Here is a 17,704-nt window from a genome sequence, read left to right as displayed (position 1 = left end):
TCAATTGCTAAACCTCCTCACCTCATCAGGCTCATAACCTGAAGATCGTAGGTTCAAATCCTACGCCAGAAAACAAAAATACTGACAGTTCAACACCATAAACCCCGCACCAGCGGGGCTTTCGGCGTTCCACACCGCCCGCTGCAAAACTACCTAGAACCAAATGGGGACAAGTCGGAGTGTTGCGGAGCCGCAACCGGAGGAGCATTCCAAGTGGGTAGCCCGTTGAAAGGTGGAAGAAGAATACCTTCAATGCTGGATATGTAGGGGTTCGAGGGTGGATCGGCGAAACGTGGCCTTGATAGAATGCGGATATGTCAAAACGAAAACGCGGGTGAGAAAACTCTAGCCTTAGTCAAAAGAAATATATGGATAACAAAAGCACAAAAATGAAAGGAAAAGCCGAACGAAAACTATTTGGCAAAGCGGTATGCTATTTTTGCGCCCTTTTGACCTCTGTATTGCTGCCTTCATATGTGGCTGCAGAACAAATAAAAGTCATGGTGAACCATCCTCCCCAGTCATTTCTAGACACTTTGAGCAAAGTGGATCTTTCTGAACAGGTTGTTCTGTCTACGTCTGATTGGTTTCCACCGAATGAGGCAGACGCATGGATTGTTTTTTTGACTCCGAAAAGGATTTTGGAACCCTCCCAAAATTGGCAAGTCAAGTGATAGAGGCAACGAAGGGACAGGTTGATGAAAACTCTTCCCTAGCGCGAGTGGTTGCGCAATTGGGTAACGGCAGAGCTCTGTCGGTGCAAATTAACTACTTAGAGCGCTCCGTCCATGGAATTGATTGGCATGGATGTGTTGCTGCTATCGATATTGCGAGTTTGGCATACCAAAATACATCTATCGAAATTGAAGCGGCTGAGGATGCGTGTAAAATTTATATGGCGACGACGAATGAGTACTAGCGTAATCTTGGGATTAGTTCCGAAGTTAGTATTAAAAATAATGGAGAAATTGAGGGCTCCACGAGCCTTGGGGTGGCAGAGGTGGAAGGCGAAGCAGTTTTTCAGCGGATCAAATTTTTGTTGATGTTGTTGCCGGGAATAGGGTTGGCCATGTAACAGGCAACTTGAATTACGGAAATTACGGCTTTGAAAAAGCTGAACTGGCGCCATAGCCACGATCCCCGAGTAGCCAGTTGGCAGCTGGTAGGCGACCCAGAAGAGCTCTCGCTCCAGAATAATCGCCCACTTGACCGGCGGTCGTGAAAAACCAAACTGGTCGAGCTATTGTGTCGGCTATTGCATGCAAATTTGTGTTCATGCCGCCTTTGTTGCGCCTCATCAGACGTCCAAGTCCCCCTGTTTGACCGACAATCTGGAAGCTGTCCGGTGGGCTTTGAGATGGGTCGCGTCGATTGAAATGGTTTTGTTGTCTGGAGCTTAATCGGCAAGCTCCTTCATAATCCGGGCAAATATTCCGATATCGCTCCACCGCTTCCAACGGTTGTAGAGCGTCTTGGATGGTCCGCACTCCTTGGGCGCATCACACCAGTGTAAACCGTTGCGGTTAATGAATACATTTTCCACTTGAGATACGCCGAGCATCAACCTTTGGTATGCCTTGGCTTTTTGGAAAGTAGGACCGAAGCCGCATCAATTGGTCTTCGTTAAGCCAGTAAAGATTGCTCATAGGACCCCCGCAGTTCTGAGGCTTGAACCACGCTGACCTGATGATCTAAGCCGGATTAGTAAATCCTACGTACTAGGTAGAGATGCCGTGAAGTAGCGAGTTTTTTGCGCCTTCGATGTGGTCGAACGTTCGTTTTGCAGCCAGATCAGCATCGCCCTTTTCGCAGGCTTCCATAATACCGAAATGTTCAATGTTTGCACGATCAATGCCATTGCTCAGCACCAGTTGCGCACGCAAGTAGCGGTCAACCCGGTCCATGGCATTGTCGACCACTTCCAAATGGTAGGCCAGCCCGCTGACGCCATAGAGAGTTGAATGAAAGTCACGATTCAAATCACCCCAGTGCAATGGTTCTGTGGATTGTGAAAACGCTTCACAGTACCCGCGGGCTTGCTGAAGCAGTTCACGCGACATTTTGGGAACTGCACGGCGCATGACTTCTGGTTCAATCAGGGCCCTGAAATCGAAAATTCCAGTGGCCTCGTCAGCAGATAACCCACACACGACTGCGCCTTTGTAGCGTCTGGTTTTGACCAGGCCGTGCTCCTCCAGCCTTGAAAGGGCCTCGCGGACCGGGATCCGACTGGTGTTGAACAATTTCGCCATTTCGTCCTGGCGCAGTGGTTCACCTACTTCTAACTCACCTTCAATGATGGCCTTGCGCAGGGCATCGTAAATAGTGGTTGCTGCAGAAGTTGATTTGGAAATACCTTCGAATTTCAAGGCCATGCGTAGTCTCCCTGATGGCTGTATATCAGTCAAGGCAACGCGAAGGAAGATGTCGGATTTCTCAGCTTGAAAATTGGATCCAAAATACATTACATGGCATTCAACCGTAACCGGGCCCGCACCGGGTCGCCGCAGTAAGGAACTCATAATGAGCAACACTATTTTTTCTGGCTGCATTCCAGCCCTTATGACACCCTGCACAGCGGATCGTCAGCCCGACTTTGATGCCTTGGTACGCAAAGGGCAGGAGTTGGTGGCAACCGGTATGTCAGCAGTGGTGTACTGTGGGTCGATGGGCGACTGGCCTTTGCTGACAGATGAGCAGCGGATGGAAGGCGTCGCACGTCTTGTAGCGGCTGGAGTTCCCACAATTGTTGGCACAGGTGCGGTGAACTCGGCGTCGGCAGTCGCCCATGCTGCCCATGCTGCCAAGGTTGGCGCACAGGGGTTAATGGTTATCCCGCGGGTTTTGTCACGTGGATCATCCAGTGCTGCCCAGCGGGCCCACTTTGCCGGTATTCTTAACGCTGCGCCAGACTTACCGGCGGTGATCTACAACAGTCCTTACTATGGTTTTGCTACTCGGGCTGATTTGTTCTTCGATCTGCGCCAAGATCACGCCAATTTGGTTGGATTTAAAGAATTTGGTGGCTCTGATGATCTGCGGTACGCGGCAGAAAACATCACCTCACAGGATGATAGCGTTACCCTGATGATTGGTGTCGATACCAATGTTTATCATGGGTTTGTCAACTGCGGCGCAGGCGGTGCCATCACCGGTATCGGCAATGCCCTGCCACGAGAAGTCTTGCATCTGGTGTCACTGTGCCAACAGGCGGCCAAGGGTGACGCAATGGCCCGCGTCAGAGCGCGCGAATTGGAAGAAGCGCTTGGAGTCTTGTCCTCGTTTGATGAGGGTGCAGATCTGGTGTTGTACTACAAACATTTGATGGTTCTGAACGGGGACGAGGAATACCGTCTGCATTTCTACCAATCCGACGCGCTGTCCGGCAGCCAGCGTAACTATGTTGAGACACAGTATTCCCTGTTTCGCAGCTGGTATGCCGACTGGAGTGCGCTGCCCGGAAATGCATTCCAGTGCGCGTAATTGATAGCCACACCGGCGGCGAGCCAACTCGACTGATCCTGAGCGGTGGACCGGATCTGGGCGATGGGTCGTTGGCAGATCGTGCCCGGCGATTGCAGGAGGAGCACAAAGACCTGTGTGCTTCGGTGCTGCTGGAACCTCGGGGTCATGACGCTATGGTTGGGGCGTTACTGGTGCCGCCCACAGATCCAGAATGTGTTGCCGGGGTGATCTACTTCAACCCGGTGGGCAATTTGGGCATGTGTGGCCACGCGACAATTGGGACGGCGGTTTCGTTGGCGCATATCGGGCGAATTCTGCCCGGAACCCATCTTTTTGAAACGCCCGTGGGGCGGGTCGAGGTCGAGCTGCACGATATGCACCGGGCTTCGGTTGTGAATGTCGAAAGTTATCGTCTGCACAAGGATGTGTCGGTTGAGGTGCCTAGACTTGGCACTGTCACCGGAGATGTAGCCTGGGGTGGAAACTGGTTTTTCCTCACAGCAGATACGCCGGTGGCCTTAAACCTTGAAAATGTTGTTCAGCTCAGCGCAGCAGCTCAACAAGTGCGGGACGCGCTGGCCACAGCGGGGATTACCGGAGCCGATGGTGCATGGATTGACCACGTAGAATTCACTGGGCCAGCACAATCAGCCGGCGGCCATGGTCGTAATTTTGTGCTGTGCCCCGGTGGGGCTTATGACCGCTCGCCCTGCGGCACTGGGACATCGGCCAAACTCGCCTGCCTTGCGGCTGATGGCCTGCTCACCCCTGGTCAGGACTGGCGCCAAGAAAGTATTATCGGCAGTACTTATTTGGTGAGCTACTGGGCGGGTCCAAATGGTGGGGTGATTCCAACTGTGACCGGCGAAGCCTATGTCACCGCGCAGTCGGAATTGGTGTTTGATCCACAAGATCCCTATGCATTGGGTATTCGTGGCTGACTCTTCATCGCAAAGCTTCTTAAGTTTGATCCCTATCAAACAGAATAGGGGGAATTTGGGTAGTTTGCCGTAAATCGGCAGATGGTATGGGGGTGAGTCCGAGATGAAAATTGCAGTCGTTAGCGCCGAAGGGCGTGGTGAAACTGATAGACTAATATCTGAGGCAGTGGCCGTGTTGCAGGTTGAAAACCTGCGACTGGCGGGGATTTCCAAGGTTCAGCAACCCGATGTCCCCGGCCAGCACCATTGCGATATGGTGGTGCAGGTCTTGCCCGATGGTCCTGATATTCGGATTACTCAGTCGCTTGGCAAAGAAGCGCAGGGGTGCCGACTGGATCCCACTGCCCTTACCAGTGCGGTGGCAGAGGTCGAGGCGCGGGCAGATCTGGAAACCGACCTTTTTGTGCTGAACAAGTTCGGACCAGAAGAAGCCGCAGGACGGGGTTTTTGCGCCGCAATCGGAGGCGCGCTGGAGCGCAACGTACCCGTTTTGGTAGGGGTGGGGCGCGGCAGTCGAGATGATTTCGATTCCTTTGCGGGTGGACTGGCAGAACTCGTGCCTGCCAATTCTGAGGCCATTCTGAACTGGTGCCGTACGGCTTGTCTCAAGGCATCTTGAAGGGGTTAGGATAACCCACGTTTGACCCGTAGAATTGCACGCAGACCCGGTTTGGCATCTTCAAGCGTGAGTTCGCCGCCGTGTAATTCGGCAATCTCATGAGTAATTGAGAGCCCCAACCCGACACCATCGCCAGCGCCATGACCATGACCGCGGACAAAGGGCATCAGTACAGATTCTAGCCTGTCAGCAGCAATGCCAGGACCGTGGTCGCGAACTTCGACCTGCAACAGGTCGGCCTTGGGTGATGCAATCGATACTGTGACTTCACCACCATATTTCAATCCGTTGTCAATCAGGTTGGACAGCGCCCGGCGCAGCTTGTCGGGCTGCCCCCGCATCATGCTTTCGCCACTGGCGCGGACGGTGACATGGCCGCTGTGGCCAAAAATCGATGGGACCGAGGGCAGGTCCAGTGCTTCGGGCCAATGAAAGCTGACATCGCGGCCGGTGTCGCGGTAGTCGTCAACCAGGCTTTCCAACAAGGCCGCCAGTGAAAACCGGTGACTGGTTTCAGCCTGATGGCGGATGCTGAGCAGATCGAGTGCGCCATCAACGATGCTGGAAATTTCGTCCAGGTCGGCAGTGAACTTGTCGCGTGTAATGTCTTCAGGCAGGAGCTCTGTGCGCAAACGTAAACGGGTTACCGGAGTGCGCAGGTCGTGCGAAATCGCCGCCAAGCCCCGCACCCGTTTGTCTTGTTCGATGGCAAACCTTTCTTTCAGGCGAACGATGTGGTCACGGGCCATCTGGGCCTCGGAAGAGGCCAGAGATGTCAGTGGTTCGCGGTTCTTGGAGGTTAAGGTTTGAAAGGGCGCCGCAAGGTTTAGGGCTAAGGGCAGGATTGCCATGATAACGCCGATAAACGCTGCAATGCCAATCAGGGCCACAGTTGTTTCACCCAAACGGTCCCGCCACAGATCAGGCGCTGTGATGGTCAGAGCTTCGCCATCGCGCAGAAACAGAACCAGAGTGGCCTTGCCGTCCTGTCGTGAGATCCCTTTTGAGAGCTCCCCCAAGCGACCAGAGGCTGATTGCGACACGGCGCCCGCGCGCAGCAGATCGGGCCGTTTGGGGCGCTGGTCGAATACAACCGCTGCCCGGTAGCGAACAGCACCAAGGGTCAGGATCAAAGGCACTGTATGGGCGTCGCTATCGGCAGCAAAACCGGTTGTCTTGCTCCAGAGATACGGTGGGGTGTCTTGCTGCGTGTCGACAAAATGAGCAGCCTGAATAATTTGCTGTAGTTCCCCTCCGGAGGTCTCAGCCGAATGTAACGCGGCGCGGCGCTCAAAAAGATTGTACGACGTCCAGGTTGCAACTAGCCCCCCCATGAGAAACGACGCGATCACCAGTAGTGGGAGCCTCTGCGCCAGGGCCTGTGGAAGCAGTGACAGCGCCCATTGGGCCGGATGCGGCACGTTCATGATTTTCCGTTGATTTCAGCGCAGAACAAATACCCTTTGTTGCGCACGGTGCGGATAAAGTCGGCCGTACTGTCCACTGCCATCAGCTTTTTGCGCAAACGACTGATCAGAATATCGACCCGGCGGTCTTCGGGACCGATTTCAACGCCTAAAACGTGCCGGGCGATGTCCTCGCGGGTGACCGGGGCTGGTGCCGCCGAAATCATCGCTGTCATAAGTTGGTACTCAGTCGAACTCAGGGGCACCAACTGGGCATCGGGGCTGTGTAGCTTTTGGCGGTCAAAATCCAGCGCCCAGCCAGAGAAACAAATTTGCCCAGCTGCAGGTGCGGATGCTGCATCCCCCTTGGCGCGGCGCAAAAGAGCGTTCATCCGCGCCAGCAGTTCGCGCGGGTTGAATGGTTTCTCCAGATAGTCATCCGCGCCCAGCTCAATGCCGATAATCCGTTCGGTGTCACCTTTGACGGCGGACAGGATGATCACTGGCAGTTCGGAGCGTTCCCGCAGCCAGCGACAAAAGCTCAATCCGTCGTCACCGGGCAACATGACGTCGACGATAAAAATATCAAACGTGTCAGGTGGGCGCTTTTGAGCCTGTTCCACCGACCCGGACACAGTACAGTCAAATCCACGTGCGGTCAGATAGGTCGACAGCAGGCTGGAAATCTCGCTGTCGTCCTCAATGATGTGAACATGGCTCAATATCGTGGTCTTTCCCAAAGGAGGTTCTGTGGTCATCATAGGCCAAGACGGCGCGACATTTGTAACGTTTTGTATCACCGGGGGCTGTATTTCCAAGGCTTTGGCAACAAAACGCAACAATTCAACACAAGGGAAATGCTACGGCCCGTTCTACAGTTAGGCAGGGCCAGCCGAACAGGCATGGCACCAATCGTATATCTGGGAGGATATCATGAAGACATTCGCACGGGCGCTTTGTGGCGCCGTTTCAATGATTGCTGTCACTGCAGCGGCGCCTGCTTTGGCTGAACCAAAAGCTGAAGTCTTGCACTACTGGACCTCTGGTGGCGAAGCCAAAGCTGTTCAGGCTCTGCAGGAAGCCTTTGCCGCGCGCGGTGGTGAATGGGTTGATGCCCCTGTGGCTGGTGGCGGCGGTGACGCCCAAGCCGCTGTTCTGCGGGCGCGCGTACTGGCCGGTGATCCACCTGCCGCGGTGCAGATCAAGGGTCCAAACATCCAGGAATGGGCCGAAGCCGGCGCGCTGGGTGATCTGACAGCTGTTGCTACTGCCCAAGACTGGGACAAGGTTCTGCCCGAAGCGATCCAAAACATCGTCAAGTACGAAGGCAAATATGTCGCCGTACCAGTGAACGTTCACCGGGTTGACTGGATTTGGGCCAACCCAGAAGTGCTGGCAAAAGTGGGTGCCGAGGTGCCGACCACTTGGGAAGAGTTCAACGAGACCGCAGACAAATTGCAAGCGGCCGGAATCATTCCATTGGCCCATGGTGGACAGCCTTGGCAGGATGCCACTGTGTTCGAAACTGTTGTGCTCGGCATTGGTGGAACCGACTTCTACCGCAAAGCACTGGTTGAGCTAGACATGGATGCGCTGGGTTCAGACACTATGATTGCGGTGTTTGACCAGATGCGCAAAATGCGTGGCTATGTTGATCCCGACTTCCCCGGCCGCGACTGGAACCTGGCAACGGCCATGGTTATGCGCGGTGAAGCTGCGATGCAGATCATGGGCGACTGGGCCAAAGGTGAGTTTGCCGCAGCGGGCAAGGTTCCCGGAGTGGACTACGTTTGTGCATCGACACCTTCTGACAACGGTTACCTGCTGAACTCGGATAGCTTTGCCATGTTCAATGTTTCTGGCGATGACAACGTTGAAGGTCAGGCCGTGCTGGCAGAGTTGATCCTGGGCACTGAGTTCCAGGAAACATTCAACCTGTTCAAGGGATCAATCCCGGCACGGACCGATGTTCCACGCGCCGAATTCGACGACTGTGCGATCAAGTCGATGGACGACATGGTTGCTGCTGCCGAAGGTGGTACACTGCTGGGGTCGATGGCGCATGAGATTGCCCAAGCCGGTGCGGTTCGTGGTGCGTTCATTGATGTTGCAACAGCACATTTCAACTCGGATATGTCCTCGCAGGATGCGGTAGACCAGCTGGTCAAAGCGATCAAGCTGGCCCAGTAATCTGGCGGTATGACCTGATCCATGTGCGGCCTGCATGACCGGGCCGCACATCCACTTTATTCCCCCACATTCAGCCGGAGTTCGATTGTGTTGACCCGTCCGCCTGTCAAATTCATCGACCGCATTGCCCGCGCTTTGCCACAAATTGTGGTTGCCCCCGGCTTTGCCGCGATCCTCTACTTTGTCTACGGTTTCATCATCTGGACCGGCTATATCTCGCTGACCAAATCCAAGATGCTGCCTAACTACACCCTGATAGGTACACGGCCCTATGAACGGCTGTTCCAAATGGACCGCTGGTCTGTAGCGATCGAGAACCTGTTCATCTTTGGCTTTTTGTTTGTTTTTGTTTCAGTCATCGTTGGTTGCCTGCTGGCCGTGTTGCTGGACCAAAAAATCCGTGCTGAAGGCTTTATCCGCACCATCTACCTGTACCCGATGGCGATCTCGTTCATCATTACAGGTACCGCCTGGAAATGGATCATGAACCCGTCACTGGGGCTGGAAAAAGTGATCCGCGACTGGGGCTGGGAGAGTTTCCGCTTTGGTTGGACCGTCGACAATAATCTGGCTATCTACGCACTGGTGATGGCAGCAGTCTGGCAAGCCTCGGGATTTGCGATGGCGCTGTTTCTGTCGGCGCTGCGCAGTGTTGATCAGGACATTATCAAAGCCGCCAGTCTGGACGGCGCGTCCCCTTGGCGGATCTATCTGCGCATTATTCTGCCATCGATGCGGCCGGTCTTCATGAGCGCGATGGTGATCCTGTCCCATCTGGCCATCAAGAGCTTTGACCTGGTGGTGGCCCTCACCGGAGGTGGACCGGGCTATGCCTCAACCCTGCCGGCAAACTTCATGTACGAAATGACCTTTCGGCGGAACGAAATCGCCGTTGGTGCAGCCTCGGCCATGGTGATGCTGGCGACAGTTGCCGCGATCATGGTGCCTTATCTGTATTCCGAACTGCGGGGGAAAAAACATGTCTGATGCTGCCCGTTACTCTGCCCCGCGTCCCTGGTCTGCGCTAATCTTGCGCGTGTTACTGTGGTTTGTGCTGATTGTCTTTGCGATTTGGTTCCTGTTGCCGGCCTATGTGGTGGTGGGCACATCGCTGAAGGATCTGGATGAGATCCGCGGCGGTTCGCTGCTGGCGCTGCCACATGAGCTAAACTTTTCAGCCTGGCGTCATGCCTGGTCCGAGGCCTGTATCGGTGTCGAATGCACCGGACTAAAGCCTTACTTCTGGAACTCGGTGTCGATGGCGCTGCCCGGAGTGGTGGTGTCGACCTTGCTGGGCGCACTGACTGGATACGCGCTAACCAAATGGAAGTTCAAAGGCGCCAATCTGGTGTTTGCGCTGATCCTGTTTGGCTGCTTTGTACCGTTTCAGGTGGTGATCCTGCCGATGGCGCAGACACTGGGCAAAATTGGCATCACCAACACGGTCTACGGGTTGATCCTTGTTCACTCGGTCTATGGTCTTGCCTTCACCACGCTGTTTTTCCGCAACTACTATGTCACCATTCCGGATGAGCTGGTCCGTGCGGCGACCATTGATGGGGCAGGGTTCTTTACAATCTTTCACCGTATCATCCTGCCGTTGTCACCGCCGATTATCGTGGTGTCAGTGATCTGGCAGTTCACCCAAATCTGGAATGACTTCCTGTTTGGAGCCAGCTTTACCACCGGCGGGGCGCAGCCCATCACAGTGGCGATGAACAATCTGGTCAACACCACCACCGGGGTCAAACAATACAACGTCGATATGGCCGCCGCGCTGATCACAGCCGCGCCGACCCTTCTCGTATACATCTTTGCGGGCCGCTATTTTGTGCGCGGGCTGACCGCAGGTTCCGTCAAAGGATGAGGAAATAACAATGGCATCTCTGACAATCAAAAATGCAGTCAAACGCTACGGTAATGTTGAGGTCCTGAAGGGCGTGTCTATCGACCTTCGCGACGGCGAATTCCTGGTGCTGCTTGGCGCATCGGGCTGCGGGAAGTCCACTCTCTTGAACATGATCGCCGGGTTGGAAGACCTGACCGAAGGTGAGATCATGATTGGGGATCGGGTGGTCAATGACGTACATCCCAAAGACCGTGATATCGCCATGGTGTTCCAATCCTACGCGCTATACCCGACGATGACGGTGGGGCAGAATATTGCCTTTGGTCTGGAAATGCGCGGTGTGCCTAAGGCCGAGCGCGCCCTTCGGGTAGAGCAGGTCGCGAAGACTCTGCGCATGGATCATCTGTTAGATCGTAAACCGGCGCAACTGTCTGGCGGGCAGCGCCAGCGGGTGGCGATGGGGCGGGCGTTGGTGCGTGATCCTGAAGTTTTCCTGTTCGATGAACCGCTCTCGAATCTCGATGCCAAGCTACGGTTAGAGATGCGCACCGAAATCAAACGCCTGCACAAGCGGCTGAATGCCACCATGGTCTATGTCACCCATGACCAGATCGAGGCGCTTACACTGGCAGATCGTATCGCCATCCTGAAAGATGGTGAGGTCCAGCAACTGGCCTCTCCGGCTGAAATCTATGAACACCCCGCCAATATGTTTGTTGCCGGTCTGGTTGGGTCTCCACCGATGAATTTTCTCGACATCACTGTCGAGGCAGGAGAGGCGGGTCCGGCGGCATGGGTCACCCTGCGCGCGGACGGTGCTGATAAGCCCGTCTTGCTGGATCTCAGCGCCCATACTGCGCGGTTAGATGGCTATGTCGGGCGAAAGGTTGTGATGGGGTTGCGGCCTGAGATGATCAGTCAGGGAACCACAGATGCCGGTCAATGCGTACAGTGTGAAATCGACGTCACCGAAGCCACCGGTGCGGATACACTCTGCGTTTTGAACTGGAACAACCAAGAAGTGCTGGCGCGCGGCACTTCGGGCTATACCAAGATCCTTGAGGGCACGATGGATTTCACTATCGAAACCGAACGCGCTTGTTTGTTCGACCCCGAATCAGGGCTGCGGCTGGATTGAGACGCACCTGACCAGAGGTCGCAAAACGGGTTTTGATTGTCACCTAAGACAGGCATTTCAGCAGTGCGCTGAGATGCCTGTTTGCCTGTGAGACTGATGGAGCTGCTGGTAGGTACCAACAGCTTCAATGGGGCCGTGGCCCAACAGACGAGATTGCTATCAAGTCGACTATTTGCTGTAGCTAAATAGAAATGGTGCTGTGATGGAGGATTGAACTCCAGACCTCACCCTTACCAAGGGTGTGCTCTACCACTGAGCTACCACAGCGCACCGTTTTCCAGCATCTTATCAGGTGGCCTGTGGGACTGGAAAACCCCGTGTCGTTCGGCAACCTAACCAACCGAACTTGCTTTGCATCAGAAAGAACTCTCTCTGGGCTGCAGCAGCGCCGGTGAGGGGGCTTTTAGGGGCAATCGAAGAACTGTGCAAGGGTAATCTGGACGGTTTTTTCAGACTGAGTTACACAGGGTTTATGGCAGATAAGAAAACACCCAAAAGCGGCAATAATTCCCCTGCACGCGAAGACCGGCTAAAGGCTGCGTTGAAGGCCAATATGGCCCGGCGCAAGGCTCAGGCAAAGGCGCGATCAGGCACAGGTGCCGATAATAAACAGACAGGCAAGTCAGAAGGATAACGGCAGATGGATTCGATACTGGTAAGTGGCGGCGGCGAGCTGAACGGCCAAATTCCGATTGCAGGGGCAAAAAACGCCTGCTTAACGCTGATGCCGGCAACGCTGCTCAGCGAAGAGCCGCTTACGCTGACCAATGCGCCACGGCTTAGCGATATTAAAACCATGACCGAGCTGCTGCAGTCGCTGGGTGCCGAAGTTACCAGCCTTCAGGACGGCCAGGTGCTGGCGATGTCCAGCCACGATATCAACAATCATACTGCTGACTATGACATCGTGCGCAAAATGCGTGCGTCGATTCTGGTTCTGGGGCCGATGCTGGCGCGGGACGGACATGCGGTTGTGTCGTTGCCCGGTGGCTGTGCCATTGGCGCCCGGCCGGTTGATTTGCACCTAAAAGCACTAGAAGCGCTGGGCGCCGAACTGGAGCTAAAAGATGGCTATGTCCACGCAAAGGCCCCCGGTGGGCTAAAGGGCGGAACCGTTGATTTTCCTCTGGTCTCAGTCGGGGCCACCGAAAACGTACTGATGGCGGCGACCTTGGCCAAGGGCACCACGGTTATCAACAACGCTGCGCGTGAACCGGAAATTGTGGATCTGGCGGATTGCCTGCGTAAAATGGGCGCCCAGATTGACGGCGATGGTACATCAACCATTACCGTTCAGGGTGTTGACCGGCTGCACGGGGCGACGCACCCTGTTGTTACAGACCGGATTGAGCTGGGCACCTATATGCTGGCGCCAGCTATTTGCGGCGGCGAGGTTGAGCTGCTGGGAGGTCGCCTAAATCTGGTAGGTGCATTCTGCGAAAAGCTGGACGCCGCTGGGATCTCGGTCGAGGAAACTGACAAAGGTCTGAAAGTTGCGCGCCGCAATGGTCGGATTAGCGCCGTAGATGTTGTCACCGAACCCTTCCCCGGTTTCCCAACCGATCTGCAGGCTCAGATGATGGCATTGCTGTGCACCGCTAATGGCACCTCGGTGCTGGAAGAGAAAATTTTTGAGAACCGGTTCATGCATGCTCCTGAGTTGATCCGGATGGGCGCACAGATTGATGTGCATGGTGGGACTGCCACAGTGACCGGCGTAGACCGATTGAAAGGCGCCCCCGTGATGGCAACCGACCTACGGGCTTCGGTGTCTCTCATCCTGGCTGGCTTGGCTGCTGAGGGTGAAACTGTGGTCAGCCGGGTTTATCATCTGGATCGCGGCTATGAGCATGTGGTGGGCAAGCTTTCAGGTGTTGGCGCAAAAATTGAACGGATCAAGGGACAATAATGGCCGACGCAACATTTGAAGAGGGCGGCGAAGCACCGTTGAACCTTGGCGCACTGACAGGTGAGGACCTGCAAGTTATCTCGTCACTGACGCAGGATGCGGTGTTCCCGGTCACCGAAATGCGCTGGGAGGCAAAGCAGTTCCGTTTTGCACTGCTGTTGAACCGGTTCCGTTGGGAAGACAGTGACGCTGCCAAAGCTCGTGGCCGCGCCTATGAACGCGTTCAGTCCTTGCTTGTCATCGACAATGTGTTGTCGGTGGCATCGCAGGGAGTCGATCGTAGCGATCGGGACATCATTCTGTCGCTCTTGGATGTGAGCTTTGAACCCGGCGAAGATGGCACTGGGCATGTATTGCTGACACTGGCGGGTGATGGTGTGCTGCGTTTGTCGGTCGAAGCGCTTGGCGTCACACTACGCGATGTTACCCGCCCGTATCAGGCCCCCTCGGGCAAGGCTCCGGGACATGGGGACTAACCAACCCAATTTGCTTGAGCCTGCCTGCGTGCCCGGCTATTCAGCGCTCAAAGGAGAGCCCGATGCCGCAGTTTCTTGATGCCACCGCGCCTGATTTTGAAACCAAGTTTGCAGCACTGCTGGGGGCTAAGCGAGAAGACAGCCCCGATGTTGATGTGGTCGTCGCGGATATCATCGCTGATGTCCGCGCGCGGGGTGATGCCGCAGTGCTTGAGCTGACCTCGAAGTTTGATCGTCTGGATTTGACGGCCAATGGGATGGCATTCTCGGCAGAGGAAATTGACAGGGCCATTGCTCAGGTGTCCGCAGATGATCGTGCAGCATTGGAATTGGCTGCTGAACGTATCCGCGCCTATCATGAGCGACAGATGCCAGCGGACGACAGTTGGAAGGACGAGGCCGGTGCGACCCTGGGTTGGCGTTGGTCGCCGGTGTCTGCTGCTGGTCTTTATGTGCCGGGTGGCCTGGCCACCTATCCCTCTTCGGTGTTGATGAACGCCATTCCAGCCAAAGTTGCAGGCGTGCCGCGGTTGGCAATTACGGTTCCAACACCGGATGGTCAGATCAATCCACTGGTTTTACTGGCGGCCCGGATCGCTGGCGTGGATGAGGTCTACCGTATCGGCGGTGCGCAGGCGATCGCAGCACTGGCGTATGGGACTGAAAGCATCGCTCCTGTGGATAAAATCACAGGCCCCGGCAACGCCTTTGTTGCGGCGGCGAAACGGCGGGTGTTTGGTAAGGTGGGTATCGATATGATCGCCGGTCCTTCCGAAATTCTGGTGATTGCTGACAAAGATAACAACCCGGACTGGATCGCGCTCGACCTGCTGAGCCAGGCTGAACACGACGAAAGCGCCCAGTCGATCCTGATTACAGACAATGCGGAATTTGGTCGTGCAGTGGCTGATGCGGTTGAGAAACGGCTCGAAACGCTGCAACGGCGCGCCATAGCTGGCCCCAGCTGGCGCGATTTTGGTGCAGTGATCACCGTGGCTGATCTGGATCAGGCTGCCGCATTGTCCAACCGCATAGCCCCCGAACATCTGGAACTCTGCGTGGCTGATCCAGAGATGTATAGCCAAAAGACAGTGCATGCCGGCGCTATTTTTCTTGGGCAATATACCCCCGAGGCGATTGGCGACTATGTTGGTGGTCCCAACCATGTGCTGCCCACTGCGCGCTCGGCGCGATTTTCGTCCGGGCTATCGGTGATGGATTTCCTCAAGCGCACCACTCTTAGCCAGATGACCCCAGCCGCCCTGCGCGCGATTGGGCCTGCGGCTGAGGCTCTGGCGATTAGTGAAAGCCTGGAAGCACATGGATTGTCTGTACGGGCACGGTTGGACGCGCTGAACGATTGAGTGGAAAAGGTGGGGCTCTGCCCCACTTGACCTTCGGTCAATTCACCCCGGGATATTTAGGGCTAGATGAATAAGGGATCCGCTTCCTGGAATGTCCAGGAAGTTTCACCCAGCGCGGTCATCGGCGTCCCCGCCTGTACCGCCTCGTCAGGCTTGGCGGGTATAGTTAAGAATCCGTTACTTCATCTAGCTCAAAATATCCCCGCCGGAGGCATAAAGGCTTTTTTGCGGTACTTTGCCGATGATGCCTGCTTGTCATTTGTTTAAACGCTGCGCATTGCCCCCGTTGGCGGCTTGAGATACCTCTGAGGCAAAGCATACGTGCAGTGAGACAAAAAAGAATGAGCCGCATTAGCCACATCGAGTTGGACGATCGTAATCTGCCTCCGCCGACGCCTGAGATTGAGCAGGAACGCAGGGTGGCGATTTTTGACCTGATCGAGGAAAACTCCTTTGCGTTGCCGTTACGGGATGATCGCGACCTGCCGCCGGGTCCTTACCATCTGGGACTAGCAATTCGTGATAAGCGATTGGTTTTTGATGTTGCAACCGAGAACGGCGGTAAAGCAGCGGAATTTCATCTGTCGCTGTCACCGTTTCGACAGGTGGTTAAAGATTACTACCAGATTTGCGAAAGCTATTTCACAGCCGTCAAAACGCTACCGCCGAGCCAAATCGAAACGATCGATATGGCGCGCCGCGGCATTCACAACGAAGGCAGTCGTGTGTTGCAAGAGCGGTTGGCAGGTAAAGCAGAGATTGATACCGACACTGCCCGACGTTTGTTTACGTTGATCTGTGTGCTGCATTTCGGAGGCTGACGGTTGAGCGAGTTGCCACAATCGGTATTGTTTTGTTGTGACCATAACTCGGTGCGCTCCCCTATGGCCGAGGGCATTATGAAAAAATTCTACGGCACCGGTACATATGTGCAGTCGGCTGGGGTTAAGACCGACATGGAAATTGATGGGTTTTCCATCTCAGTTTGTCAGGAGATCGGCGTTGAATTGTCGCGTCATCGTTCGCGCTCCTTTGATGAGATGGAGCGCTGGGGTGATGATCTCTCGTCGTTTGATCTGGTTGTCGCCTTGTCTCCTGCCAGCCAGCGCCGAGCATTGGAGTTGACCAGGTTTTTTCATTTGGATGTTGAGTACTGGCCAATTATGGACCCAACTGGCTTGGGCGAAGGTCGTGAAGCAAAGCTGGCTAGCTATCGCCAATCCCGTGACCAGATCATCCAACATCTGACTAAACGCTGGGGTGCGCCAACTCAAAAGCAATAGGCTGCTGATTCGCTGATGTCGCGATCATCGTGTACGGTCAGAGATTTGCCTTAGAACCTCCTGCATGCCCGTAACAAGGGGCGCGACATGGCGGTAAGTTCACCTACCTGTTGTGTTGGTTGGAACAATATGACGGCCAAGCTGTTTCTTGGGATGCTGGCATCTTTGGTTGGGGACGCGGTTCGATGGTTCCTGTGTAGACCTCGATGGAGATGGCGCCACTGCTCTGCGGTAGTCAATTGGGCTGAGCTTACGCGCTGTCACATGGCGACAATGTGCTTTGGAATAGCAATTCTTGGATTGTTCACAGTGTGAGATTTGGGGTGTGAACTCGAGCGTTATATTGAAGATCTATTGCGTCCAAGTGATTTGATTTGATGTAGTGGGTTGTTAAAAAACAACTATTTAATGTGAGGTGAATGGTTCAGCATGTTTCCGATGTGAGCGGACTGGCGCAAGGACTTTGGTTCTGAAACACCAGTGTTGAATATTATGGCCTCGTTTGTTGGCTCAATGGAATGGTTGTGTATGTTGGAGTAAGCGTCAGTATGGATTTCAGGTTTGGCCCCTTTGTCACCGGGTTCACTCAGGCAGGGGCAGGTTGAGCATAGCTTAACCATACCGAAGTGGGCTTTGGCTGTAATTCGCCTTGCAGATGTTTCGTATGCGCGCGCAATTGGGCTGGTTCTGAACCTCTGTTAACGGGGTGCGCAGCGAGAGCGGGTGAAATCGGTCACATTTAGCCCCCAGCAGCGATTGCACCCTTGAAAATCAGGGCAAAAGCCCCCATTTAAGCGCACATCCCGCATATAGGCGGGGATAACCAAAAATGGAGAGAACATGGCCAAGGAAGATACGCTCGAATTTCCCGGTGTCGTGAAGGAACTCTTGCCCAATGCGACGTTTCGGGTCGAGCTGGAAAACGGCCATGAGATCATCGCACACACGGCAGGCAAGATGCGCAAAAACCGCATCCGCGTTCTGGCTGGCGACAAGGTTCAGGTGGAGATGACTCCTTATGACCTGACCAAGGGACGGATCAACTATCGCTTTAAGTAAGCGCG

18 protein-coding genes, 1 tRNA gene and 1 pseudogene are annotated in these 17,704 nt (G+C 54.9%); 15 read left to right on the top strand and 5 right to left on the bottom strand.

The genetic code is table 11. From position 1 onward, the window contains the following. Nucleotides 1-610 precede the first annotated feature (610 nt). Entirely contained in the window at nt 611-919 is a 309-nt protein-coding gene (locus tag GO984_RS22060; RefSeq protein ID WP_157024710.1) for a hypothetical protein, read from the top strand. Between the two features lie 202 nt (nt 920-1,121). Here GO984_RS22060 and GO984_RS23720 read toward each other — a convergent pair. Then, a pseudogene (locus tag GO984_RS23720) lies at nt 1,122-1,646 on the bottom strand (IS5 family transposase); the annotation flags it as partial. Between the two features lie 72 nt (nt 1,647-1,718). Next, nucleotides 1,719-2,375, bottom strand: coding sequence for a GntR family transcriptional regulator (locus GO984_RS22050; protein WP_157024709.1), 657 nt, complete (start codon nt 2,373-2,375; stop codon nt 1,719-1,721). Nucleotides 2,376-2,523: 148 nt separating this feature from the next. On the opposite strand from GO984_RS22050, the gene GO984_RS22045 reads away from it, so the two are divergent. The 3 genes from GO984_RS22045 (at nt 2,524) to GO984_RS22035 (ending at nt 5,025) form a co-directional block, all read left to right on the top strand. Then, a complete protein-coding gene (locus GO984_RS22045; protein WP_157024708.1) occupies nt 2,524-3,483 on the top strand; it encodes a dihydrodipicolinate synthase family protein in 960 nt (319 codons plus the stop codon). After that, nucleotides 3,474-4,406, top strand: coding sequence for a 4-hydroxyproline epimerase (locus tag GO984_RS22040; protein ID WP_167740473.1), 933 nt, complete (start codon nt 3,474-3,476; stop codon nt 4,404-4,406). Before GO984_RS22045 ends, GO984_RS22040 begins: the two co-directional genes overlap by 10 nt. Nucleotides 4,407-4,509: 103 nt before the next feature. After that, nucleotides 4,510-5,025, top strand: coding sequence for a DUF2478 domain-containing protein (locus GO984_RS22035; RefSeq protein WP_157024706.1), 516 nt, complete (start codon nt 4,510-4,512; stop codon nt 5,023-5,025). Nucleotides 5,026-5,030: 5 nt separating this feature from the next. Here the strand turns inward: GO984_RS22035 and GO984_RS22030 are convergent, their stop codons facing one another. After that, the gene (locus tag GO984_RS22030; RefSeq protein WP_157024705.1) at nt 5,031-6,452 is read right to left on the bottom strand and encodes a sensor histidine kinase; all 1,422 of its coding nucleotides are present in this window, start codon (nt 6,450-6,452) and stop codon (nt 5,031-5,033) included. Continuing rightward, nucleotides 6,449-7,192, bottom strand: coding sequence for a response regulator (locus tag GO984_RS22025; RefSeq protein WP_157024704.1), 744 nt, complete (start codon nt 7,190-7,192; stop codon nt 6,449-6,451). Before GO984_RS22025 ends, GO984_RS22030 begins: the two co-directional genes overlap by 4 nt. 172 nt (nt 7,193-7,364) lie before the next feature. On the opposite strand from GO984_RS22025, the gene GO984_RS22020 reads away from it, so the two are divergent. From GO984_RS22020 to GO984_RS22005, 4 genes are all read left to right on the top strand, one after another. Next, entirely contained in the window at nt 7,365-8,621 is a 1,257-nt protein-coding gene (locus GO984_RS22020) for an ABC transporter substrate-binding protein (RefSeq protein ID WP_157024703.1), read from the top strand. A 90-nt stretch (nt 8,622-8,711) separates the two neighbouring features. After that, entirely contained in the window at nt 8,712-9,608 is an 897-nt protein-coding gene (locus GO984_RS22015) for a carbohydrate ABC transporter permease (RefSeq protein WP_245231211.1), read from the top strand. Beyond that, a complete protein-coding gene (locus tag GO984_RS22010) occupies nt 9,601-10,488 on the top strand; it encodes a carbohydrate ABC transporter permease (protein ID WP_157024701.1) in 888 nt (295 codons plus the stop codon). Before GO984_RS22015 ends, GO984_RS22010 begins: the two co-directional genes overlap by 8 nt. A gap of 10 nt (nt 10,489-10,498) precedes the next feature. Then, the gene (locus GO984_RS22005) at nt 10,499-11,608 is read left to right on the top strand and encodes an ABC transporter ATP-binding protein (protein WP_157024700.1); all 1,110 of its coding nucleotides are present in this window, start codon (nt 10,499-10,501) and stop codon (nt 11,606-11,608) included. 192 nt (nt 11,609-11,800) lie between these two features. Here GO984_RS22005 and GO984_RS22000 read toward each other — a convergent pair. Further along, nucleotides 11,801-11,875, bottom strand: a tRNA-Thr gene (locus tag GO984_RS22000). A 205-nt stretch (nt 11,876-12,080) separates the two neighbouring features. Here GO984_RS22000 and GO984_RS23435 point away from each other — a divergent pair. From GO984_RS23435 to infA, 7 genes are all read left to right on the top strand, one after another. Further along, nucleotides 12,081-12,242 (top strand): hypothetical protein, encoded by a 162-nt coding sequence (locus tag GO984_RS23435; RefSeq protein ID WP_167740472.1) that lies wholly within the window; start codon nt 12,081-12,083, stop codon nt 12,240-12,242. Between the two features lie 6 nt (nt 12,243-12,248). Continuing rightward, nucleotides 12,249-13,517, top strand: coding sequence for a UDP-N-acetylglucosamine 1-carboxyvinyltransferase (gene murA / locus GO984_RS21995; protein WP_157024699.1), 1,269 nt, complete (start codon nt 12,249-12,251; stop codon nt 13,515-13,517). After that, nucleotides 13,517-13,993: a DUF2948 family protein gene (locus GO984_RS21990; protein WP_138163753.1), complete on the top strand. Its 477-nt coding sequence runs from the start codon at nt 13,517-13,519 to the stop codon at nt 13,991-13,993. The genes murA and GO984_RS21990 overlap by 1 nt, the downstream gene beginning before the upstream one ends. Before the next feature lie 62 nt (nt 13,994-14,055). Beyond that, nucleotides 14,056-15,357, top strand: a complete 1,302-nt coding sequence (gene hisD / locus GO984_RS21985) for a histidinol dehydrogenase (RefSeq protein WP_157024698.1) — start codon at nt 14,056-14,058, stop codon at nt 15,355-15,357. A 341-nt stretch (nt 15,358-15,698) separates the two neighbouring features. Beyond that, nucleotides 15,699-16,178, top strand: coding sequence for a UPF0262 family protein (locus GO984_RS21980; RefSeq protein WP_157024697.1), 480 nt, complete (start codon nt 15,699-15,701; stop codon nt 16,176-16,178). Between the two features lie 3 nt (nt 16,179-16,181). After that, nucleotides 16,182-16,640 carry an arsenate-mycothiol transferase ArsC gene (locus GO984_RS21975; RefSeq protein ID WP_138163756.1) on the top strand — a complete coding sequence of 153 codons (459 nt, stop codon included), beginning with the start codon at nt 16,182-16,184 and terminating at the stop codon, nt 16,638-16,640. Between the two features lie 840 nt (nt 16,641-17,480). Next, on the top strand, nt 17,481-17,699 hold the full coding sequence (gene infA, locus GO984_RS21970; RefSeq protein ID WP_005978431.1) for a translation initiation factor IF-1: 219 nt from the start codon (nt 17,481-17,483) through the stop codon (nt 17,697-17,699). Nucleotides 17,700-17,704: the final 5 nt, after the last annotated feature.

Source organism: Parasedimentitalea huanghaiensis (assembly GCF_009753675.1).
Lineage (GTDB): Bacteria > Pseudomonadota > Alphaproteobacteria > Rhodobacterales > Rhodobacteraceae > Parasedimentitalea > Parasedimentitalea huanghaiensis.
This window is presented reverse-complemented; position numbering and strand designations above follow the sequence as displayed.